Origin of the sequence: Arthrobacter sp. zg.Y820, assembly GCF_030125555.1 — a bacterium.
Lineage (GTDB): Bacteria > Actinomycetota > Actinomycetes > Actinomycetales > Micrococcaceae > Arthrobacter_B.
This window is the reverse complement of sequence record NZ_JASKLX010000006.1, coordinates 301648-323020: the sequence shown is the minus strand read 5'-3', so window position 1 is coordinate 323020 and position 21373 is coordinate 301648. Positions and strand designations below refer to the sequence as shown.

General features: G+C 65.9%; 19 protein-coding genes. 6 read left to right on the top strand and 13 right to left on the bottom strand.

Annotated features, from left to right (window positions below; translation table 11 throughout):
* The first annotated feature begins 36 nt into the window (after positions 1-36).
* A complete protein-coding gene (locus QNN99_RS06715; protein ID WP_229965660.1) occupies positions 37-408 on the top strand; it encodes a VOC family protein in 372 nt (123 codons plus the stop codon).
* Positions 409-410: 2 nt separating this feature from the next.
* Here QNN99_RS06715 and QNN99_RS06710 read toward each other — a convergent pair whose 3' ends face one another.
* The 6 genes from QNN99_RS06710 to QNN99_RS06685 form a co-directional block, all read right to left on the bottom strand.
* Positions 411-2246: a DUF4389 domain-containing protein gene (locus QNN99_RS06710; RefSeq protein WP_229965659.1), complete on the bottom strand. Its 1836-nt coding sequence runs from the start codon at positions 2244-2246 to the stop codon at positions 411-413.
* Between the two features lie 101 nt (positions 2247-2347).
* Positions 2348-3748: a dihydrolipoyl dehydrogenase gene (lpdA, locus tag QNN99_RS06705; protein ID WP_229965658.1), complete on the bottom strand. Its 1401-nt coding sequence runs from the start codon at positions 3746-3748 to the stop codon at positions 2348-2350.
* A gap of 50 nt (positions 3749-3798) precedes the next feature.
* Entirely contained in the window at positions 3799-5316 is a 1518-nt protein-coding gene (locus QNN99_RS06700; protein WP_229965657.1) for a carboxylesterase/lipase family protein, read from the bottom strand.
* A gap of 152 nt (positions 5317-5468) precedes the next feature.
* The gene (locus tag QNN99_RS06695) at positions 5469-6638 is read right to left on the bottom strand and encodes a N(5)-(carboxyethyl)ornithine synthase (RefSeq protein ID WP_229965656.1); all 1170 of its coding nucleotides are present in this window, start codon (positions 6636-6638) and stop codon (positions 5469-5471) included.
* A gap of 81 nt (positions 6639-6719) precedes the next feature.
* Positions 6720-6953, bottom strand: a complete 234-nt coding sequence (locus QNN99_RS06690) for a hypothetical protein (RefSeq protein WP_229965655.1) — start codon at positions 6951-6953, stop codon at positions 6720-6722.
* Positions 6954-7100: 147 nt separating this feature from the next.
* Positions 7101-8738, bottom strand: a complete 1638-nt coding sequence (locus QNN99_RS06685; protein ID WP_229965654.1) for an ABC-F family ATP-binding cassette domain-containing protein — start codon at positions 8736-8738, stop codon at positions 7101-7103.
* A 102-nt stretch (positions 8739-8840) separates the two neighbouring features.
* On the opposite strand from QNN99_RS06685, the gene QNN99_RS06680 reads away from it, so the two are divergent.
* From QNN99_RS06680 to QNN99_RS06660, 5 genes are all read left to right on the top strand, one after another.
* A complete protein-coding gene (locus QNN99_RS06680; RefSeq protein WP_229965653.1) occupies positions 8841-9734 on the top strand; it encodes an arginase family protein in 894 nt (297 codons plus the stop codon).
* Between the two features lie 209 nt (positions 9735-9943).
* On the top strand, positions 9944-10609 hold the full coding sequence (locus QNN99_RS06675; protein WP_229965652.1) for an SDR family oxidoreductase: 666 nt from the start codon (positions 9944-9946) through the stop codon (positions 10607-10609).
* Positions 10606-10917: a putative quinol monooxygenase gene (locus tag QNN99_RS06670; RefSeq protein WP_229965651.1), complete on the top strand. Its 312-nt coding sequence runs from the start codon at positions 10606-10608 to the stop codon at positions 10915-10917. Before QNN99_RS06675 ends, QNN99_RS06670 begins: the two co-directional genes overlap by 4 nt.
* 161 nt (positions 10918-11078) lie before the next feature.
* Positions 11079-11591 (top strand): GNAT family N-acetyltransferase, encoded by a 513-nt coding sequence (locus tag QNN99_RS06665; protein WP_229965650.1) that lies wholly within the window; start codon positions 11079-11081, stop codon positions 11589-11591.
* Positions 11592-11774: 183 nt separating this feature from the next.
* Positions 11775-13496, top strand: coding sequence for an HNH endonuclease signature motif containing protein (locus tag QNN99_RS06660; RefSeq protein WP_229965649.1), 1722 nt, complete (start codon positions 11775-11777; stop codon positions 13494-13496).
* 16 nt (positions 13497-13512) lie between these two features.
* Here the strand turns inward: QNN99_RS06660 and QNN99_RS06655 are convergent, their stop codons facing one another.
* From QNN99_RS06655 to QNN99_RS06625, 7 genes are all read right to left on the bottom strand, one after another.
* Complete coding sequence (locus tag QNN99_RS06655; protein ID WP_229965793.1) at positions 13513-14049, bottom strand: MarR family winged helix-turn-helix transcriptional regulator; 537 nt, start codon at positions 14047-14049, stop codon at positions 13513-13515.
* A 56-nt stretch (positions 14050-14105) separates the two neighbouring features.
* Positions 14106-15824 carry an AMP-binding protein gene (locus QNN99_RS06650; RefSeq protein WP_229965648.1) on the bottom strand — a complete coding sequence of 573 codons (1719 nt, stop codon included), beginning with the start codon at positions 15822-15824 and terminating at the stop codon, positions 14106-14108.
* Positions 15821-16843 (bottom strand): enoyl-CoA hydratase/isomerase family protein, encoded by a 1023-nt coding sequence (locus tag QNN99_RS06645; RefSeq protein ID WP_229965647.1) that lies wholly within the window; start codon positions 16841-16843, stop codon positions 15821-15823. Before QNN99_RS06645 ends, QNN99_RS06650 begins: the two co-directional genes overlap by 4 nt.
* Positions 16844-16850: 7 nt before the next feature.
* A complete protein-coding gene (locus tag QNN99_RS06640; RefSeq protein ID WP_331461762.1) occupies positions 16851-18383 on the bottom strand; it encodes an aldehyde dehydrogenase family protein in 1533 nt (510 codons plus the stop codon).
* Between the two features lie 124 nt (positions 18384-18507).
* Positions 18508-19284, bottom strand: coding sequence for an enoyl-CoA hydratase (locus QNN99_RS06635; RefSeq protein WP_229965646.1), 777 nt, complete (start codon positions 19282-19284; stop codon positions 18508-18510).
* Positions 19281-20276 carry a 3-hydroxyisobutyrate dehydrogenase gene (mmsB, locus tag QNN99_RS06630; RefSeq protein ID WP_229965645.1) on the bottom strand — a complete coding sequence of 332 codons (996 nt, stop codon included), beginning with the start codon at positions 20274-20276 and terminating at the stop codon, positions 19281-19283. The genes QNN99_RS06635 and mmsB overlap by 4 nt, the downstream gene beginning before the upstream one ends.
* Entirely contained in the window at positions 20273-21373 is a 1101-nt protein-coding gene (locus QNN99_RS06625; RefSeq protein WP_229965644.1) for an enoyl-CoA hydratase/isomerase family protein, read from the bottom strand. The genes mmsB and QNN99_RS06625 overlap by 4 nt, the downstream gene beginning before the upstream one ends.

The window sequence follows — 21373 nt, the reverse complement described above, 5'->3', positions numbered from 1 at the left end:
CCACAGCCCAACCACACCCAAGCCAGGAGCCGCGTCATGACCAGTGCATTCTCTTCCCTCGCCCTCGACGCGGTGGACGTCCACCGGATGGCGGACTTCTGGACCCGCGCCCTCGACTACCGCATCGCCGAGGAGGAGGACGGCGTCATTAGCCTTGCATCCTCAAACGGCGCCGGCCCGCCGATCGACATCCTGCCGGTTCCGGAGGGAAAGACCGTGAAGAACCGGCTGCACCTGGACCTGCGCGCCGTCGGCTGCACCCAGCAGGAGGAAGTTGACCGGCTGCTGGAACTCGGTGCCGTGCTGGCGGACGTCGGGCAGGATCCGGAAGTCTCCTGGACGGTTCTGGCCGATCCGGAAGGCAATGAGTTCTGCATCCTCGCTTCCTCGTCCGAGGCGGCCTCCTAGCCTCAGCCGGGGCCCGGCCGGCCCAGTCCGGCGGCCTCGTCCCGGCGGTCCGCCGGGCCCTGGTCCAGCCGGAACGGAGGATACTCGTCGCGCATGAGGGCTGTGTAGGCGAGAACACGGTAGGTCCAGCGGTTCAGTCCCATCAGCAGATCAAACAGCTGGCGCGGGTAGCGGCCGGTGAACAGCAGAATGACTGCGGCAATCAGGACCAGAAGGCTCAGCAGGGAAAGGCCCTGCCAGCTGACGGTGGTAAAAACGGTGTCGTTCCAGTCTTCATTCCAGCCGCCCTGCCACATTCCCCCGGGGCCCAACCGCGTCCACTCTCCGTTCCAGAATTCCTGGTCGCTGCCTGTTACCCAGAACCGATTCACCACCATCGTGGCTTCGGTGATGGCACTGACAATCAGGGCCTGCGGGAGGACGAGCAGCCACCACTTCACCAGGACCAGCCAGCGGGAGAGCTCGCGCGGATAGTCGACACTGAAATCGGCCGGATAGTCGGTGCGCTGCAGGGTGAAGGGCGGATAGCGGTCGGTGCCGAGCACCCGGGTGGCGTAGAAGGTAACCCGCCAGCTCCAGCGGACCACGCCCACGTTGAAGTCAAAGAGTCCCCGCGGATAACGACCGGTGAACAGGATCACCAGGCCGGCAATGACCGTGGAGACGAAAAAGGCGATCCACAGGAAAAACAGCACGATGTAGTGCGGGATGGCGAGGAACCATTTCACCAGCCACATCCAGCGGGACAGGTTCGGGTCAAGCTCACCGTACAGCCGCACCGGATACCGGGGTCCCATGAGCCCCGGGTCCCGAACGCCGACGGCCATCCCGGCCGCTCCTCCTCCGGCGGCACCCGGTGCTACCGTCGCGCTTCTTTGAGCTCCACCCGATGCGGTTCCGCTCGCTGCCGCCGAGGAACGTGCGCGGGCCATGCCAGCCGCAGTGGCGCCGGCGGCCCCGATTGCGCCGGCGGATTCGCCGGTGCCCGACCCGGGCGGGGGCAGCTCCTGTTCCCGCCCGTAGCGGTCCTGCATCTGCCCATACGTTTGCGGCGGCCCTCCCGGCTGTCCCGGCTGTCCGGGCCGCCCTTGCTGTCCCACCTGACCCGGCTGCCCCGGCCCCGGCACGCCTGCCGACGCGTAGCTGTCGTAGGGCCCGCCCGGGCCCCCGGCGCCGCGCTGCCGGTTCAACCCCCTGGCACCGGCCACGGCCAGGCCGATTCCCGCTGCGAGGAACACGATGCTGCTGATCAGCAGGGTCCAGGTCAGCGGACCAAGCAGATCCGAGCGGACACCGATCTGCAGCTCGGCCGACACCGGGCGGCTGCCGTCGGCATTCATCACCACGGCGGTCCAGTTGCCTTCGGCCAGGTTCCAGTCCAGCGTTTGTTCACCGCTGCCGCTGGCCGTGGCGGTCCAGAAATCCTGCTCGCCGGGAGGTGCGGGAGCCGCGGTCCCCTGCCGCTCCTCGTAATAGGGACGGAACGGGCGGAAGGTTACCTCCTCCAATTCGCTGTGCTGCACGTCCGCAAGATACCGGTCGACGTCGGCGCGGGGCCCGACTCCGATGAACAGTTCCTGCCCGGGGGTGGTGGATTCCCCCACCACCTGGAGCGTTCCCAAGTTGTCCTGGGAACTCACGCCCTCGCTCACCTCGATTTCCGGTGCGGTGAGCGCGTAGGAATCCACCTCGTACACCTCTTGCGGAGCGGAGAAGTATTGGTCATCACCCTGCTGGGCGTTCAGCGTTCCAACCACGGCAGCACCGGCCGCCAAGCCCAACCCGATGAGGATCAGCAGGCTCCCGATGACAAGCATGAAGATTTTGCCAGTTCTCATGGTGCAGCCTTTCCGGCCGGCCGAGATTTCCCTTATCCCCGTCCTTCACAGGGTTCTCCGGGGCGTTAAGGGGTGTCAAGGGGTGTCAAGGGCACAGTGGGTCAGAAGTTGATCATGTGGCCAGTCAGGCCGTGGAATGCCTCCTGCAGGGCCTCACTGAGTGTCGGGTGCGTGTGCACGTTCCGGGCAAGTTCATGGGCGGTCAGATCCCACTTCTGGGCCAGGGTCAACTCGGGCAGCAGTTCGGAGACATCCGGTCCGATCAGATGCCCGCCGAGCAGTTCCAGATGTTCCTTGTCCGCCACCAGCTTCACGAATCCCACCGGCTCGCCCAGGCCGTGGGCCTTTCCGTTTGCTGTGAAGGGGAAGGTACTGACCACCACGTCATGGCCCTCGTCGCGGGCCTGCTGTTCGGTCAGCCCGAAGCTGGCGACCTGCGGCTGGCAGAACGTGGCCCGCGGCATCATGCGGTAGTCACCCAGCGGCAGGGTTTCGGCCTTGCCGATGGTTTCGGCCGCCACCACGCCCATCGCCTCCGCCACATGGGCGAGCTGCAGCTTGGCCGTGATGTCACCGATCGCGTAGATGTGCGGGACGTTGGTCCGCATGTAGTCGTCAATGCCGATGGCACCCCGGTCGGTGAGCGCAACGCCGGTCTTTTCCAGCCCGTAGCCTTCGGTGCGCGGGGCAAACCCGATGGAAAGCATGACCCGGTCCGCGTCGATGGACCCGTCCTTGCCGTCCTTGTCCTTATACGTCACGGTCACGGACGATCCGTTGTCGGTGACCGTCTCGACCTTGGTCGATGCCAGGATCGGTATCCCCAGCTTCTTGTAGGCCTTGGTGATTTCCTTGGAAACGTCCGCGTCCTCATTGGGCAGCGCCCGATCCAGGAACTCGATGATGGTCACGTCCACGCCGTAGCTGCGCAGGACGTAGCCGAACTCCATTCCAATGGCGCCTGCTCCGACGATCACCATCTTCTTCGGCAGCTCCCGGTCCAGGATCTGCGCCTCATAGGTCACCACGTTGTCCGAAAGCTCCACCCCGGGCAGCAGCCGCACGTAGGTTCCGGTGGCAATGATGGCGTTGTCGAAGGTAACCGTCTCGGTGCCGCCCTTGGAGAGGCTGACCTCAAGGCTGTGGTCGTCGGTAAACACTCCGTGGCCGTCATACTCGGTGATCTTATTCTTCTTCATGAGGAAGTGCACACCCTTGACGCGGCCGTCAGCCACCTGGCGGCTGCGGTCGAAAGCAGCACCGAAATCGAAGCTGACGTCTCCGCTGATCCCGAAGGTCTTGGCCTGGTTGGAGAAAATCTGGGCCAGCTCGGCATTGCGCAGCAGGGCCTTGGAAGGAATGCACCCGACGTTCAGGCAGACTCCGCCCCAGTACTTTTCCTCCACCACTGCCACGCTAAGCCCCAGCTGGGCTGCGCGGATGGCAGCTACGTAGCCGCCCGGACCGGCTCCCAGGACCACGACGTCGTAATGTTCACTCATGCTGGCCAACTCTCCTTTTGCGCGCTGCGGTTTGGATTAAGTGAACAGCATCACAGGTATCCGCGATAGCCCGACCAGGCCTCACGCCGCTCGGGAAACGGGTCCAGCTCGATCCGGTCCTCCCGGTCGAAAATCCGGGTGCGGCGCTGCACCGGCTCGTACCGGGGCCAGTCGTCTCCGGGGCTGCCGGTTTTGGCCAGGCTCAGGAGGGTGCCCTGAAATCGGGCGGAAAGTTCCCTCAGCGTTCCGCCCCCGCCCAGCAGGGACAACGCCCGGGTAATCGGTTCCCGGGTTTCGCCGAACATCACCGGCACGTCCATCGCGTGTGTGGCTCCGAACCCCAGGAGGTTCATCATGGGGGTGGCGAAGTCATACCGGTAGGACCAGGTGGGGGCCACCAGCGAATGGGACTCGGCCACCATCGTTGACGGATACCAGAACACCAGGTCACCGCTGATTTCCACCGACCGCTCCTTCGACGGGTAGCCGGGATAGGCGGCCAGCACACGGGCCTGGGCGTCCGGATCGGTGCCGGCGAACATCTTCTCGATGCGGTCCGGCGTGGAGGGCAGGATGTCCACGATTTTGGCGAACAGCGCTCCTTCCCGGGCCATCGTTCCCAGCACCAGCGGCACCGGCGCAGCCTGGCCCTTCTTGAAGGTGTCAATGGGGTGCTCCGGCAGGAAGTCGCCGTCAACCACCGGAGACACGCTCAGGGATCCGGGCTTGTCGGCCGGACCGATCTTCGACGTCAGCCGGTTGGTGGCCCGGACCAGTGCTTCCGCCGGAAGCACTGACAGGGCCTCCGCGGCATCCGCCAGGGGCACGTTCAGGATCTCCAGCAAATCCCGGGCCCAGGCGGCGTGCAGCTCGAGCGAGTAAGCGCTGGACGGAGCGGCGCTCTGGGCGTAGGCCTGATGGAAGAGCCCCCGCGCGGCGGGGATGCACATCAGCGACGTGACGGAGATGCCCCCGGCGGATTCACCAAAAATGGTCACATTGTCCGGATCCCCGCCGAAGCCCGCAATGTTGTCCCGCACCCATTCCAGGGCTGCCACCTGGTCGCGCAGGCCCAGGTTGGAGTCGAAGGTCCGCCCGGCAGTCGAGAAGGAGCTGAAGTCCATGAACCCCAGCGCCCCGATCCGGTAGTTCAGGGAGACGTAAACGGCCTCACCCGTCCGGACCAGATGGGAGCCGCGGTAGGTCTTGACTGTGGACGAACCGGAGCTGAACGCACCGCCGTAAAAGTACACCAGCACGGGGAGCCGTTCGGCGGCAGGTTCCAGCGGCGCCGAGACGTTCAGTGTCAGGCAGTCCTCATCCATGGGGGCCCGGCGCCGGAATCCGGTCAGCGAGGGATTCCGGGACTGGGGCGGGGCGGCTCCGAAGCTGCTTCCGTTCAGGACTCCATTCCAGCGCTCCGGCGGGCGCGGCGCCCGCAGCCGCAGATCGCCCACCGGAGGCGCGGCATAGGGAATGCCCCGCCAGGTGCGGACGCCGTCGGCGACGATTCCCCGGACCAGGCCGGTGGCGGTGGGAACCAGCAGGGAGGCGACGTCGGTGGTCATGAGCTGCTCGATTCCTGTCAGTGGCCAAGGTACGGCCATAAACACGGTGCGGCCCTAAAACCATAGACCCCGCAGGCTCCTGCCACCTAGGCTCGGGGCGGTTCCGATCCCTCCCGCCCGGGAAGTGGTCCTTCCGCCTGCCCGCGCTGCCGTCAGCCGCCGGTCACGGTGTGCGGATAGTCGGCGGAGCGGCCCTGGAAGGCCAGAATCGCGGGATTCAGGATGCGGCCGTTGCGGATTTCAATGGCCCGCGCCACGCTGGCTTCGGCGTCCCAGGCCGCGGGACCGGACATCACCGTCCGCAGGAACGGCAGGACGGCTTCGCTGATTTCCCACGTCGCCGAGTCCCACAGATGCGAGGGGCTGTGATCCACCGCGTAGTAGAGGATGCCCGCACCGACGGCGAATACCGGCTCGGCGAAGGAGGTGGGTTTCGCCCAGGAAAAACCCATCCCTTCGTCACAGGACACGTCAATGATGAGGCTGCCCGGAGCAAAGGCGGCCAAGTCCGATTCCTGGAGATAGGTCAGCGGGGCGTTGGGATCCTGAAGGGTGCAGTTCACCACCAGGTCGTAGCCTGCCAGGAATTGCGCCAGCGGCTCCGGCCCGTCGTCGGTGACTACGTGGCTGAGGTGCGGCTGGTCGTCGTCGCGCTCCAACCGCAGGATCCGTGCGGAGTGGATGGGGGATCCGACGGCGGCGGTCTCCCGGTTCGTGAGCACCTGCACATCGTGGATGCCCAGCGCCTTCAGTGCCGTGACCGCGCCGCGGGCAGTGGCGCCAAAGCCAATGACGACGGCGGTGAGCCGCCGGCCGTAGTCGCCGGTGGAGCCGGCGAGCTCCAGGGCATGCAACACCGAGCTGTAACCGGCGAGCTCATTGTTCTTATGGAAGACGTGCAGTCCGAATCCGCCGTCCGGCGTCCAGTGATTCATGGCTTCAAAGGCAATCAGCGTCAGAGACTTGTCCACGGCCAGCTGGGTAATGAGCGGATCCTGCACGCAGTGCGGCCAGCCCCAAAGGATCTGCCCGTCGGAGAGGTCCTGCAGGTCAGCGGCCTGCGGCTTGGGCAGCAGCACGACGTCGGAAGCGGCCATCACCTCGCTCCGCGGAGCCAGGCGTGCCACCAGCGGGGCAAGCTGCGCATCGGCGAAACCGAAACGTTCGCCGTAGCCCTGCTCCAGGATCATCCGCTCCCGGACATCGGCGTCGATCCGCTCCAGATGGCGCGGGTGCAGAGGCAGGCGCCGTTCGTCAGTCTTCCGCGAAGTTCCGATCACGCCAAGCGTCATCAGAGTGTCGTCCGTAGCCGTGCCGCTCATGCATACCCCCATGTCAGCCCCGGCGGTGCGCCGGGGATACCGAGACTACTCCCCCGCAGCGGCGGCGGACGGCGGCACGGCTCAGGCGGCGGCGGTGGCTGCAGCGAAGGACCGCACGCCGGCGGGCCTTACCGCGTGCGGGGTCCCACCGGCGACGCGCTGCAGGTGGCGATGGACCAGGAATTCCTTCACGCACAGCCCTGCCACGGCGGCTAGGTTCAGGGCCATTTTCGTTCCGCTGGACCAGTCGGTCGTCACGCAGAGGATCCAGACAAACATCAAGACCGGCACGTCCATGATGCGCAGGGCCTTCATAACCGAATCCTTGCAGGCAGCTGCAGTGAAAACATAGGAACTACTCCCCCCCGAGAGACCGAGACCGTAGGGTTGCGCAGGCTGTTCCAACGCAGGCCGTGCGTAAGCTTTATCACACTCAGCGCCGCACCAGAAATCCGGTGGACTTCAGGAAATGGTGACGTTTCCTTCGGTGACATCCCAGCGGGCATCCAGATGGACATTTTCCAGCATCCGGCGATCGTGCGAGACCAGCAGCAGGGCGCCGTCGTAGCTTTCCAGGGCCTCCTCGAGCTGTTCGATCGCCGGCAGGTCCAAGTGGTTGGTGGGCTCATCAAGCACCAGCAGGTTCACGCCGCGGGCCTGGAGCAGCGCCAGCGACGCCCGGGTCCGCTCGCCGGGGGAAAGCGCCGATACCAAGCTGTTCACCTGGTCCGCTTTCAAGCCGAACTTGGCGAGCAGAGTGCGGATCTCGGCGCTGTTCATTTCCGGAACCGCCACTTCGAAGGCATCGCCCAGCGGCAGGGCATGGTCCAGCTGGCCGCGGGCCTGGTCGATCTCCCCCACAGCCACCGACGAGCCCAGGGAGGCTGTTCCCTCGCTGGGTTCGAGGCGGCCCAGCAGGAGGGCAAGCAGTGTGGACTTTCCGGCGCCGTTAGGGCCGGTGATGCCGATCCGCTCACCGGCGTTGACCTGGACCGAAACGGGTCCGAGCGCAAACGAACCGCGCCGGGCCACGGCCGCATTCAGTGTGGCGACAACCGAGCTGGAGCGCGGAGCGGCGCCGATGGTGAACTGCAGCTGCCATTCCTTGCGCGGCTCCTCCACCTCATCCAAGCGCGCGATCCGCGATTCCATCTGCCGCACCTTCTGCGCCTGCTTTTCGGAGGATTCCATGGACGCCCGGCGGCGGATTTTGTCGTTGTCCGGCGCCTTTTTCATCGCGTTCCGGACCCCCTGCGAGCTCCACTCCCGTGTGGTCCGGGCCCGGGACACCAGGTCCGCTTTCTTGTCGGAAAACTCCTCGTAGGCTTCGCGGGCGTGCCGGCGGGCGACGTCGCGCTCCTCCAGGAAGGCGTCATAGCCGCCGTCATACACCGCAACCTTGTTCTGCGCCAGGTCCAGTTCCACCACTGTGGTCACGCAGCGGGCCAGGAACTCGCGGTCGTGCGAGACCAGGACGACGCCGCCGCGCAGCCCCTGGACAAAGTCCTCCAGCCGGGCCAGGCCGGCCAGATCCAAATCATTCGTGGGCTCGTCCAGCAGCACGATGTCGAAGCGGCTCAGCAGCAGGGCCGCCAGCGCCACCCGAGCCGCCTGGCCGCCGGAGAGCGACGTCATCAGCGCATCGGCGCCCACTTCCAGTCCCAGCTCAGCGAGCACGGCCGGAATGCGGTCCTCCAGGTCCGCCGCGCCGCAGGCCAGCCAGCGATCCAGTGCGACGGCGTACGCGTCGTCGGCGCCCTTCGCACCGGAGCCGAGGGCCTCGGCCGTGGCTTCCATCGTTTCGGTGGCCTCCGCGGCACCGGTGCGGCGGGCAATGTAAGCGGCGATCGTTTCTCCGGCCACCCGTTCGTGCTCCTGGGGCAGCCAGCCGATGAACGCATCGGACGGTGCCGTGGACACGCTGCCGGCCAGCGGCTCGTCAGCGCCGGCCAGCAGCCGCAGCAGGGTGGACTTTCCTGCGCCGTTGGAGCCCACGACCCCCACCACGTCACCGGGGGCGACGGTCAGGTTCAGGTGGGAGAAAAGGGTGCGGTGGGCGTAACCGCCGGAAAGATCCCGGGCGACGAGTGTTGCAGTCATGCTTCCATCCTATTTTGTGCCGTCACGGCTTTTGTCCGGTCCAGCCGCCGCCATCGGTCCCGGACCCTTATCCGTGCCGGCGCCGCGGCGTAAGTTGGGCTCATGAGCCAGATTTCCCCCTCCGGTCCCGGCGCCCTGCGCCTCATCTTTCCGCAGTGGCAGGGGGCTTCCGGCCCCCGGACCCACCAGCTGCTGCCGGGGGTGGACGCGCACGACAGCCAGTTGTCCTATTCCATGGGGCCTGCGCTGCTGGAACTGATGTCCCCGGACCACGACGGCCCCACGGCTTACGTTCCGGTCAGCACCGATACCAGCGACGAGGCGCTCGCCACAGTGAACGGGATTTACGCCCGCGACGCCGTGGTCCGGCAGCTGACGGACGCGCTGAGGCTCCTGCGCGAGGCTGCGCCGTCGTCGGTGGTCACCTTCGGCGGGGAGTGCTCGGTCAGCGTTGCCCCCTTCAGCTACCTGGCCTCCATCTACGCGGATGATCTTGCCGTCCTCTGGATTGACGCCCACCCCGACACCGGGGTGCCGGGGCAGTCCTATACGGGTTTCCGTTCCATGGCCCTGGCCACGCTCGCCGGAGAGGGCGACGCCGGCATCATTTCGGAGCTGCCCGCGCTCGTGCCCCCGCTGAAGATCCTGCAGGTCGGGCTGCGCCACTGGGATGATGAGGGCATTGCCGTGAAGGAACGCCTGGGCATCCAGAGTGTGGGCATCACTGACACGACCGAAGACGGCCGGCGGGTGCTGGACTGGATCGCCGCCGCGGGTGCGACGAAACTGGCCGTCCACATCGATCTGGATGTTCTGGATCCGCGCGATTTCACGAGCTCCATGGGCCGGCAGACGGACGGGATGCGGATGTCCGATCTGGTCCGTCTGGTGGGTGACGTCTCCACCGTTGCGGAAGTCGTGGGCCTGAGCCTGACCGAACACGCTCCGGTGGAACTCATGCGGCTTTCCGGAATGCTGCGGGGTCTTCCGGTCTGAGTTGGGCTGTTTGATCGGACTGTTTATTTTTGCGGCCTGCCTGTTTCCCGCAGGCTTAGTTCCGCTGACTTATTCCCGTGAACGCAAGGAAATTGCCGGACTCTGCCATCAGCGGAACCTGGCGGAACGAGTAGGCACACCAACCATCAGCGTGCTTAGGGTGGGCAGGACACTGATCCCCTCGAGCTCGCTTTTTGAAAGGACTCACCATGTCACGCATTGCCATTATCGGCGGCCACGGCAAAGTTGCCCTGTACCTGGCCAAGGACCTTACGGCCAACGGCCACCAGGTGACGTCACTGTTCCGCAACCCGGCGCACACTGCCGATGTCGAGGCCACGGGAGCAACCGCCGTCGTCGCCGATGTCGAGAATCTTTCCACCGCTGAAATCGCGCAGAAACTGGCCGGGCAGGACGCCGTCGTCTGGTCAGCGGGAGCCGGCGGCGGTGCACCCGAGCGCACCTATGCGGTGGACCGCGACGCCGCCATCCGCTCCATGGACGCAGCCAAGGATGCGGGTGTGAGCCGGTACGTCATGGTGTCGTACTTTGGCGCCGGACCCGATCACGGCGTTCCCGAAGACAACGGCTTCTTTGCCTATGCGGATGCGAAGGCTACGGCTGACGAGTACCTGCGCAACAGCGGTCTGGACTGGACCATTCTGGGCCCCAGTGCGCTGACTCTGGATCCGGGCACGGGAAAGATCGAAACCGGTCCCGGCATCGAAGGCACCCAGGTTTCCCGCGAGGATGTGGCAACCGTGGCCGCAGCCGTACTGGACCGCCCGGAAACGATCGGTCAGACAATTGAGTTCAACAACGGTTCGGTGCCTGTGGATGCTGCCCTCGACGGATTGAAGGGCGAAAAAGCATGAGCCTCGTTGTCGTCGCCACCATGTTTCCCAAGCCGGAATTCCGCGATGAGGTTCTCCAGTCGCTGGAAGAAGTAATTGGCCGGGTGCATGCCGAAGATGCGGGCTGCCTGAAGTACAGCCTCGCCGAAGGCCCGGACCGTCTGGTCATGATCGAGAAGTGGGCCAGCCAGGACGATCTGCAGGCACACTCGGCCAGCCCGGCGTTCCAAGCCCTCACTGCCGCCCTCGAGGGCAAGATGGCAGCCGACATGGACGTGCAGATCCTGCAGCCGCATCCTGCCGGAACGGCTGAGCAGGGGCAGATCTAGGCTGACTGGTCCGGACAGGCATATCTAAGACCTGTCCGGTCCGAGCGGGCCTGGCTGGGCGGGCCTGGCTGGGCGTGCCTGGCGGGCCTGGCTGGGCGGGCCTGGTCCGAGCGGGCCAGGCTGGGCCGGCTGGCTGGGCGGGCAGAGCTGAGGAGTTCGACATGGAAATCTCACCCTTCGAGCCGGAGCGGAAAGCAGAAATCCTCTCACTGTCGGTCCGGTCCTGGGAGCCGGTCTTCTCGCAGCTGCGGAAGACTGTTCCCGGCTTTGTGTACGACTCCTTCTACCCCAATGGGTGGCTGGAGCGGCAGCTTGCCGACCTTTCACTGATCCTTGACAATGAGCCCGGGAATGTCCGGGTCGCCGTCGATGGAGACGAGGCAATTGGGTGGGTGTGCGTGAGGCTGCACCCCGAGGATCGGATGGGTGAAATCTACGTCCTGGCTGTCGATCCTTCCCACCAACGACAAGGTGTCGCCCGGGCACTCATGGACCACGCGTTTCAGGAGATTCGGACCGCAGGCATGGATATGGTCATGGTTGAAACCGGAGATGATCCGGGGCACGCAGCTTCCCGTGCCACCTATGAGGCAGCCGGGTTCGAGCGGTGGCCGGTGGTGCGTTATTTCAAGGATCTGCGGACCGTCCCTTCCTTCCGGCCCGCTCAGGAGTAAGGCATGAAGCTTCGAATGTCTCCTGCGTTTCCATGCTTCTCGCGGTGCCGTGCAGGGCTGTGAATTCCATAGGTAGCGGCTTCAAAAAGACGGGTATCCGGCCAGCGATATTTGGGCCCTTTAAGGCCTGTTTTGGACTCTTTGCGAGCCGGAAATGTCAGAGGTGGGTGAAAGTCTTGAGACATGGATCAGAACGGATCTTCGACCGGGACTCCCGGTGCCGACGGCACCGGCGTTGAGGCTGCGGCGCGCACCCGGTTCGTCTATATAGCCGACCCGGGTGTTGCCGAAGCGGGGGTGGGGCCCGGCATGGAGGCCGGGGAAGTTTCCGGCGTGGAAGGCGGGAGAGTTTCTGGCTTCGCGGATCGGGGCGGCTGCCCGGATGGGTTTACCGGGTCTTTGGTCCTGCAGAATGTGCAGTCCCTTACCGAGGAGCAAACCGGTGACACACTCGTCCGGGTGGATCAGCTGATCCGGTGGGCTCAGGCCCAGCAGGCCAGGCTCCTGGCCCGGCTGCAGGACATCTATCAGGACGGGGCCTTCGTTGTCACCGGCAAGCTCGACCCCGGCCTGGCGTTCAGCCTCGCCGCGGAGGAAGCCGCGACCATTCTGGGAGTGCCCACCGGTACGGGAAAGGCGTTGATGAGTCAGGCCGGTGATCTCTGCACCAGGAACACGGCCACACTGCAGGCGTTGGAGTCCGGGCAGATCAGTTACGGGCACGCGGAGACCTTGGTGGAGCAGTGTGCGGGCGTGGTACCGGCGGAGCTGCCCGGGTTCGAAGCCGAGCTGCTGGGGATGGCTGCGGGCCAGACCAGAACCCAGTTCCGGGTGAAGGCGCAGCGGCTGCGGGAGCAGTACTATCCGGAAACCATCGTTCAGCGGCAGTTGACGGCGTTTGAGCAGCGGACGGTGTGGGTGCGTCCGGAGCCGGACGGGATGTCCTGGCTCTCGGCGTTACTGCCGGCCGAGAAAGCCCAAGCCATCTTCACTCAGCTCAGTGTTGCGGCCCGGGGTGAGCAGGCCGCCGGGGACACGCGCACGGTGGATCAGTTGCGCACGGACATTCTGACGGACTTACTCGGCGGCCACGACCATGAATGCCGGGACGAGTGCAGCAACGGTGGTGGCGGCCGTGGCAAAGGCAGCAAAGGTAGCCGTGGTGGACGCAACGCAGGTGGCGCAGGCGCGGGAGCAAAGAGGGGCAAGGGCCGTCGCAAGGGTTCCGGCTCCGGCAGAGAAGCCAGCAGCGGAGCTAAGGGTTCCGGTTCCGGCAAGGGGGCCGGGTCCTGCCGGATTGGCCATGGTCCCCGGGCGCGGACGGAGATTCTGGTGGTGATCAACGCTGAAACCCTCTTCGGGGCCGATGATCAGCCGGCGGAACTGAACGGGTACGGGCCCATCAGTCCCGTAACGGCCCGGCGGATGGCTCGGGAAGCGGCGAAATGGACACCGGTGGAACGCGACCCCGAAACCGAGGAGATCCTGCGGGTCGGAAAACGGCGGAAGGTTCCCGACGGATTAAAGCGGGTTCTGCGGGTGCGGGACGGGACGTGCCGGTTCCCGGGGTGCCGGACCAATGCGGTGATTTCCGAGATCGACCACACCAAGCCCTGGGCTCAGGGCGGGCTCACGGATCATGACAATTTGGAGCATTTGTGCCGGCGGCATCACATGTTCAAATCCGAAGGGTTCTGGAAGGCCCGGCAGCCTCGTCCCGGCGTGATCGAGTGGACCTCGCCGGGCGGCAGGTGTTACCGCACGGAACCGGATCTCACCCTGTCACCGGAAACGTCACCGGAAACCTGTGAAGATGACTCGGTCCACTTGCGACGGGACATCGAACTGGTTCCTTTGTCTGATGCCGAACCGGGCGACTACGGAGACAACCCGCCGCCCTTCTAGCCGGGACGCTGCACGTCTACTCGGCAGGTTCCTGGAAATTCTCAGCAGGATCCTGAAAGTCGCCGGCATCCCGGCGAAAGCGGGTCAGGATGTCGATGAGCGTTGCCAGATCGTCGGCAGCAAAGCCGGGATGGACGAACACCTCGCTGTTGAGAGCCGCAGCGGCAAGGGGAACCAGTTTCCGGCCTGCCGGCGTGATCTCGACAAGAACGGTGCGGCCATCAGATGGATGCCGGCGGCGACCGGCAAGGCCTGCCTGTTCCAAACGGTCCACCGCGTTGGTAACCGATGTGGGGTGCACCTGCAGCCGGGCACCGGCCTTGGCCATGGGCAAAGCGCCGCTGCCCGTAAAACTCAAGAGCGCAAGAAGCTCAAACCGTGCGAAGGTCAGACCAAAGGGTTTCAGCACATTCTCCACCCGGGTCAGCAGGATCTGGTGCGTCCGCATCACCGCAGTAACTGCCGTCATTCCCTCTGCAGCCTTTTCCCAGCCGTGTTCTTCCCAGTGTCTGCGGGCCTCGGCGATGGGATCCCGCGGCAAGGGATGGGGCAGGGGCTTCTGATCGGTTGGTTTGCGGGAATCGTCCGCAGCAGATTCCCGCCCGGACATCACCGGCGCAGCTCCGGAAATTCGTCATCCCGGTACTCCACACCGGCGCGTTCGGCACGTCGGGCGGGGTCGGCGTCGTTCTCCAGCGCCCGCAGCTGCACCCGGCGGATCTTTCCGGACATGGTCTTGGGCAAGTCGTGGAATTCCAGCCGCCGCACCCGCAGGTACGGCGCCAGATGTTCCCGCGCGTAGGACAGGATCGACAGTGCAGTCTCCCGATTCGGTTCCCACCCCTCGGCAAGGGCGACATAGGCTTTGGGCACCGCCAGTCGCAACTCATCCGGTGCAGGCACGACGGCGGCCTCAGCCACAGCCGGATGTTCAATGAGGACGCTCTCGAGTTCGAACGGACTGACCTTGTAGTCGGAAGCCTTGAAGACATCGTCGGTGCGGCCGATGTACGTGATGTACCCGCCGGCGTCACGGACAGCCATATCACCGGTGTGAAAGTAACCGCCGTCCATGGCTTCCTCGGTACGTACCGGATCACCGTGGTAACCGGTCATCAGGTTCAGCGGCCGACGCGCCAGATCAAGGCAGATCTCGCCCTCGTCCGCCGGCAGGCCGGTCGCCGGATCGATGATGACCACCGGAACTCCGGGCAGCGGACGGCCCATGGATCCGGGGTGCAGGTCGGCACCCGGGGTATTGCCCACGAGCGCCGTCGTTTCGGTCTGGCCGAAACCGTCCCGGATGGACAGCCCCCACGCGGACTGGACCCGGGAGATCACTTCCGGATTGAGCGGTTCGCCGGCACCGATCAGCTCCCGCAGCTGTGCCGGACGTTCGCCGAGGCTGGCCTGAATCATCATCCGCCACACGGTCGGCGGTGCGCACAGGCTCGTCACTTCCGCCCGGTGCATCTGTTCCAGCAACGCTTCGGGACGGAAGCGCGTGTAGTTGTGGATGAACACAGTCGCCTCGGCATTCCACGGAGCGAAGAAGCTGCTCCACGCGTGCTTGGCCCAGCCCGGAGAACTGATGTTCAGGTGGACGTCTCCGGGCTGCAGGCCCAGGAAGTACATCGTGGACAGGTGCCCCACCGGATAGGAGACCTGCGTGTGCTCCACCAGCTTGGGTCGGCTGGTGGTACCTGACGTGAAGTAGAACAGCAGCGGATCATCGGCATCAGTGATTGTTTGCAGCTGCACCGGTGAAGCCGCATAGGCCTTCCCGTAGTCCAGCCAGTCGCTTTCTTCCTGAAGTCCTGCGCCCACCAGGATCTTTCCGTAGTCGCCGGGAACGGCGTCAAACTTTCCGGCGTCGGCGGCATTGGCAATCACCCACCGAGCACCGCCGCGGGAGATCCGGTCGGCCAGGTCGGCGCTTCCGGCGGCAGAAGCGGTGGGCATGATGACAGCCCCCAGCTTCATGGCAGCCAGCATGGTTTCCCAGAGCTCCACCTGGTTGCCGAGCATCAGCATCACCGGATCCCCTCGGCCCACCCCCTGGGCCGCCAGCCAGGCAGCAACCTGGTCGGAACGGTGCACCATGTCGTCGAAGCTGTACTTCTGCTCCGATCCGTCCTCTTCGACGATCCACAGCGCGCACGCACTGTTCCCCCGTGCCATCGCATCAAAGTAGTCAATGGCCCAGTTAAAAGGACCGTCCAGTTGAGGCCAGACGAAGGTCTCGACAGCCTTTTCGTAGCTGCCGGCAAGGGTGAGCAGCTCATCGCGAGCGGCGCGGAACAAATTGGTGGCACTGTTCGAATTCATCGTTCCTCTTTCGGGACACGGTCGTTACCGGCGGGTTCATCCCGGGCGGAGTCAGCAACGGCGGAGTCAGCACGGGCGGAGTCTTTACGGGCGGAGTCTTTCCAGGTGGGGCCGGTCCAGCTGAAGACAGGATCTTCCTTCGCCAAAAACGCACGAACCCCGATGGCGGGATCCGGCGAAGCGGCCATTTCCTGCTGCCAGCGGTTGCTGGCCTGCTCCAGGGCACGCCGGCTGCGTGAGGCCGGCTCGCCGGCAGCACCAGCCTCGCCGGCAGCACCAGTCTCGCCGGCAGCACCAGTCTCGCCGGCAGTTCCAGCCTCAACTGACGCCCCGTTCTCGGCTGACGTCCCGGCCCCGCCGGCAGCAATAATGTCCACGAGTTCCTTCATGGCCTGCAGCGAGAGCTGGGAACGGCCGGCCAGACGGTGGGCGAAGGACGCAACATCGGTCCAGAAGTCGGCCTGCGGAATAACCCGTTCAACCAGCCCCAGGCGCAGCGCCTGTTCAGCCGGAACAAAATCCCCGCTGAACAGCAGATACTTCGCGACCCCGGGTCCGGCGAGACGGACCAGCCGTTCAATGCCGGACAGCGGATACACGATGCCGATCTTGGCCGGAGTGATCCCGAAGACGGCGCGGTCGGAGGCGAGCCGGAAATCGCAGGCTCCGGCCACCTGCCAGGCGCCGCCCAGGCAATAACCGTCGACGGCGGCAACCACCGGCTTGGGGAAGGCGGCAATCGCTTCCTCCCCGGCCGTGACGTGGCCGCCGTCGTGCAGTCCGTTGTCCGGATTGTGCAGGATGGCCCGCAAATCGCTGATGTCCGCCCCGGCGGAAAAGTCCTCGCCCTCTCCGCGGATGACGACCACCCTAACGCCGTCGTCGTGCTCCAGCGGAGCGAGGACGACGGCGAAGTCCCGCCACATGTCAGCGGTCAGGGTGTTGCGCCGCGCGGGATTGGCCAGCCAAACCGTCGCCACCGGGCCGTCCCGTGTGACCCGCAGGGTCCCCTTGCTCATCAGAACCTCAGCCGCGCAGCTTGACGTTGATTTGCTTCGTCTGGGTAAACCCGGCCAGCATGCCTTCCAGCGACACCTCGCGGCCAATGCCGCTTTGCTTGTAGCCGCCGTAGGACTGGCCCACCATCTGGCCGCCGCCCTGATTAACCTGCACCCAGCCGGCCTCGACCCGGTGCGCGGTGTTCAGCGCGTTGTCCAGGTTGTGCGACCAGACGTAGGCGGCCAGTCCGTAGTGCGACTCGTTGGCCATGCGGATGACGTCCTCGGTGTCCCGCCACGGAATGGCGACCAGCACCGGGCCGAAAATTTCCTCCTGGGCCAGGCGGAAATCGTTGCGTCCGCCGCCGAAGACCGTGGGCAGGTGGAAGTAGCCCTCGGTAAGCGGGCCCTCGTCCGGAACGGAGCCGCCCAGGATGGTGGCCATGGAACCGCGGCCTTCCTCCAGGTAGCCGCTGATCGAGGAGAACTGGCTGTTGTTGATGACGGCACCCATGTCGGTGGCCTCATCCAGCGGATCCCCCACGGTCAGCGCGCCGAGTTTGGCCGACAGCCGTTCCAGGACCTCGTCGTAAATGTCTTCATGCAGGAACAGACGGGATCCGGCGGTGCAGCTCTGGCCCTGGCGGGTGAACCGGGAGGCGAGCAGCAGCCCGTCGATCAGGTCCTCGTCCACGGCATCCGGAAAAACGATGGAGGGGTTTTTGCCGCCCAGCTCCAGGGAGACATGGGCGAGCCGCTCCCCTGCGGTGCGGGCGACGCCGCGGCCCACTTCGGTGGATCCGGTGAAGGACACCTTGTCGACGCCGGGGTGCTCGGCCAGCGCAGCACCGATGATGCTCCCCCGCCCGGTCAGGGCGTTGACCGTGCCCGGAGGCAGGTGCCGGGCACAGATTTCGGCCAGCAGCAGGATGGTCAGCGGCGCGTCGTCGGCCGCCTTCAGAATCACTGTGTTGCCCGCCGCCAGGGCTGCCGGGAGCTTGAATCCCGCAATCATCAGCGGGGAATTCCACGGCAGGATGCAGGCGACGACGCCGAGCGGCTCCAGCCGCGTGTACTGCAGCTGGCCCTCACCGGCGGGCAGTGTCACACCCTTGACTTCACCGGCGATGCCGGCGAAGTAGCGGAACAAGGCGACCAGGGTGGTCACTTCCGGGCGGGCCTGGGTGCGCAGGGCGTTGCCGGTATCCAGGGCGGTGAGCCGCGCAAAGTCCTCGGCCCGGGCCTCAATGTCATCGGCGATGAGGGACAGTGCCCGGGAACGGACGGTGAAATGGGCGCTGCGCCAGCCCGGGAAGGCTTCCCGGGCAGCGGCGACAGCGCGGTCCACGTCTTCGGGACCGGCCGCCGGCACCCGGGCGATGACGGTTTCCCGTCGGGCCGGATTCAGCACCTCACGCCACTGCCCGGAGGCGGCCTCGACCGGTGCGCCGCCGATCCACATCGGCTGGTCGAAGCCGGACAGGAACGAGCTGTAGTCGGAGCTGTCCGAGGTGCCGGCGGTGCTGCGTCCGGAGTCCGACGGAAGGTTGAGCTGGGTCATGATGCCTCGTTTTCTCGGGTCGTGCTGGGCCGGTGGTGCTGGGCGGGTAGTGCTGAGCTGGTCGTGCCGGGCTGGTCGTGCTGGGCTGGTCGTGCCGGGCTTCTCGTGCTGGAACGGATGCTCCTCAGCGGTGCTGGAAATCCGGTTTCCGCTTCTCGATGAAGGCCGCCATGCCTTCCTTCTGGTCTTCCAGGCCGAAGACCGAATGGAACACCCGCCGCTCGAGCCGGATGCCCGAATCCAGGGTGGTCTCAAACGCAGCGTTGACCAGTTCCTTGCCGAGCATGGCGACGGGAGCCGACATCGACGCAATGGTCTCGGCGGTGGAACGGGCGTCGTCGAGCAGCTCGGCGGCGGGCACCACACGGGCCACCATTCCGGACCGCTCGGCCTCGTCGGCGCCGATGGTCCGGCCGGTGAGGATCATTTCCATGGCCTTGGCCTTGCCCACTGCGCGGGTCAGGCGCTGCGAGCCGCCAATCCCGGGGATGACGCCCAGCTTGATTTCGGGCTGGCCAAACGTGGCGGTGTCAGCGGCGATGATGAAGTCGCACAGCAGTGCCAGTTCGCAGCCGCCTCCGAGGGCATGGCCGGCGACGGCGGCAATCACCGGGGTGCGGACGGCGGCAAGGGTGTCCCAGCCGCGGAACCAGTTCCCCAGGTACATGTCCATGTAGCTTTTTTCGGACATTTCCTTGATGTCGGCGCCGGCAGCGAAAGCCCGCTCGGATCCGGTGATGATGATGGCGCCGATGCCCGGGTCATCGTCGAGCTCCGTCGCCGCCGAGACCACATCCTGCATCAGCCCGTAGTTCAGGGCGTTCAGGGCCTTGGGTCGGTTCAGGGTAATGATGCCAACCCGCCCGTTGCGCTCCAGGAGGATGTTCTCGTACTCGCTCATACTGCTCCGCTCTGTTCCGCCGGCGACTGTCCGGCCGCCGGTGTGTGCTGGTTCACTTCAGTATTGCTTTCCGCGCCGGATGAAGCGGCACGGATGACGTTGATGACGGCGGAAAAGTCCTGCCCACCGCCACCGGACGCCGCAAGATCCCGGTAGATTTCTCCGGCCCGCCGGCCCAGTTCGGCGCGCACTCCGGTGGAATCCAGCGCGTCGGCGGCCAGACCCAGGTCCTTGGCCATCAGGGCAGCGGCGAATCCGGGCTGGTAATCCCGGTTCGCGGGGCTGGCCGGCACCGGGCCGGGAACCGGACAGTTGGTGGTCAGCGCCCAGCACTGGCCGGAGGCGGCCGACGCGACGTCGAACAGCGCCTCATGCGTCAGGCCAAGTTCCTCCCCGAGGACAAAGGCCTCGCTGACGGCAATCATTGACACACCCAGGATCATGTTGTTGCAGATTTTTGCCGCCTGGCCGGCTCCGGGATCGCCGCAGTGCACGACGCGGCCGCCCATGACATTGAGCAGGGGAAGGGCTGCAGCGAAGTCGGCTGCCGCTCCGCCGACCATGAAGGTCAGGGTTCCCGCCTCGGCGCCGACCACTCCGCCGGATACCGGTGCGTCGAGGCCGCGGTGGCCCATTTCCAACATCAGGGCGTGGGCGGTGTGGGCATCGTCCACTGAAATCGTGGAGCACTCCAGGAATAGGGCGTCGGCGGGGGCCGCTGCGAGCAGGCCCAGGCTGTCGCCGTCGCCGGACAGCGCGTTGAGCACATGCTGACCGGTGGGCAGCATCGTGATGACGACGTCGGCTCCGGCCGCTGCCTGATCAGCCGTGGCTGCCATTCGGATACCGTTCGCGACGGCGCGTTCCGCTGCGGCAGGCACCGGGTCGTAGCCGGTGACCGGGTAGCCAGCGGTTACCAGGTTGGCGGCCATGGGACCGCCCATGTTGCCCAGCCCGATGAATCCGATCCGGGTCTCGTGTTCTCCGGTCATTTCTGCTCCGAACTGGCAGTGAAGAGGCTCCCCTGGCCGGCCAGCGGCTCAAAGTAGGCATCCACGTCGGCCTGCCGAACCTCCTGCAGAGTGGCGGGCTGCCAGCGCGGCTCGCGGTCCTTGTCAATGACCTGCGCGCGGACGCCCTCGGCGAAGTCAGGCGCGGCAAGCGCATGAAGGGACACCCGGTACTCCTGCTCCAGTACGGTGGCCAGGTCGGGAAGCTCCCGTGCCCGGCGCAGCGACTGCAGCGTCACCTTCAGCGCGGACGGGGACTTGGCGAGGACGACGGCGGCGGCACGGTTCGCGGCCTCATCCTCCGAACGGAGCAGGGCATCCACGATGGTCTCGACGTCGTCGTGCCCGTAGCAGGCGTCTATCCACTGCTGCTCGGCGGCGAGCGGTGCTTCCGGTGCCTGCTGTGCGAAATCCTGCAGGACCTCCTCGGCCGGCTTTTCCGCGAGCGCGGCCGTCAGGTCCTCCAGCCGGCTGCTGTCCATGTAGATGTCGGCCAGCCCCAGGAGCAGGGCATCCGGGCCGGTCATGGTCGCTGCGGTGAGGGCTGCATGAGTGCCCAGCTCACCGGGCGCACGGGACAGCAGATAGGTGCCGCCGACGTCGGGAACAAAGCCGATGCCCGTTTCGGGCATGCCCACCTTGGTGCGCTCGGTGACCACCCGGTAACGGCCGTGGGCGGAGACGCCGACGCCGCCGCCCAGGACGATCCCGTCCATCAGCGCCACATAGGGTTTGGGATAGTTGCTGATCCGCGCGTTGAGTTCGTACTCCTCGGCCCAGAACCGGGCCGATTCCGCTCCGCCGTTGCCCGCGTCCCGGTAGATGGCCACGATGTCTCCCCCGGCACACAGCCCGCGCTCCCCCGCGCCGGACAGCAGGACGGTGGCCACGCCGTCGTCGTGCTCCCACTCGTCCAGGGCGCTGCGGATCAGGGAGACCATGGTGGCGGTCAGCGCGTTGATGGCCCGGGGCCGGTTCAGGATAATCCGGCCCAGGTGTCCGCTGCGTTCGATGCGGACCTCCGGCTCGGCAATTTCAGTGGGTACGGGGGTTTGGGCAGGTACGGGGGTTTCGGTCAT

Bases quoted from the DNA above. Each gene is read 5' to 3' on its own strand.
- QNN99_RS06715 (WP_229965660.1), top strand. From the start codon at position 37: ATGACCAGTGCATTCTCTTCCCTCGCCCTCGACGCGGTGGACGTCCAC.
- QNN99_RS06710 (WP_229965659.1), bottom strand. From the start codon at position 2,246: ATGAGAACTGGCAAAATCTTCATGCTTGTCATCGGGAGCCTGCTGATC.
- lpdA (WP_229965658.1), bottom strand. From the start codon at position 3,748: ATGAGTGAACATTACGACGTCGTGGTCCTGGGAGCCGGTCCGGGCGGC.
- QNN99_RS06700 (WP_229965657.1), bottom strand. From the start codon at position 5,316: ATGACCACCGACGTCGCCTCCCTGCTGGTTCCCACCGCCACCGGCCTG.
- QNN99_RS06695 (WP_229965656.1), bottom strand. From the start codon at position 6,638: ATGAGCGGCACGGCTACGGACGACACTCTGATGACGCTTGGCGTGATC.
- QNN99_RS06690 (WP_229965655.1), bottom strand. From the start codon at position 6,953: ATGAAGGCCCTGCGCATCATGGACGTGCCGGTCTTGATGTTTGTCTGG.
- QNN99_RS06685 (WP_229965654.1), bottom strand. From the start codon at position 8,738: ATGACTGCAACACTCGTCGCCCGGGATCTTTCCGGCGGTTACGCCCAC.
- QNN99_RS06680 (WP_229965653.1), top strand. From the start codon at position 8,841: ATGAGCCAGATTTCCCCCTCCGGTCCCGGCGCCCTGCGCCTCATCTTT.
- QNN99_RS06675 (WP_229965652.1), top strand. From the start codon at position 9,944: ATGTCACGCATTGCCATTATCGGCGGCCACGGCAAAGTTGCCCTGTAC.
- QNN99_RS06670 (WP_229965651.1), top strand. From the start codon at position 10,606: ATGAGCCTCGTTGTCGTCGCCACCATGTTTCCCAAGCCGGAATTCCGC.
- QNN99_RS06665 (WP_229965650.1), top strand. From the start codon at position 11,079: ATGGAAATCTCACCCTTCGAGCCGGAGCGGAAAGCAGAAATCCTCTCA.
- QNN99_RS06660 (WP_229965649.1), top strand. From the start codon at position 11,775: ATGGATCAGAACGGATCTTCGACCGGGACTCCCGGTGCCGACGGCACC.
- QNN99_RS06650 (WP_229965648.1), bottom strand. From the start codon at position 15,824: ATGAATTCGAACAGTGCCACCAATTTGTTCCGCGCCGCTCGCGATGAG.
- QNN99_RS06645 (WP_229965647.1), bottom strand. From the start codon at position 16,843: ATGAGCAAGGGGACCCTGCGGGTCACACGGGACGGCCCGGTGGCGACG.
- QNN99_RS06640 (WP_331461762.1), bottom strand. From the start codon at position 18,383: ATGACCCAGCTCAACCTTCCGTCGGACTCCGGACGCAGCACCGCCGGC.
- QNN99_RS06635 (WP_229965646.1), bottom strand. From the start codon at position 19,284: ATGAGCGAGTACGAGAACATCCTCCTGGAGCGCAACGGGCGGGTTGGC.
- mmsB (WP_229965645.1), bottom strand. From the start codon at position 20,276: ATGACCGGAGAACACGAGACCCGGATCGGATTCATCGGGCTGGGCAAC.
- QNN99_RS06625 (WP_229965644.1), bottom strand. From the start codon at position 21,373: ATGACCGAAACCCCCGTACCTGCCCAAACCCCCGTACCCACTGAAATT.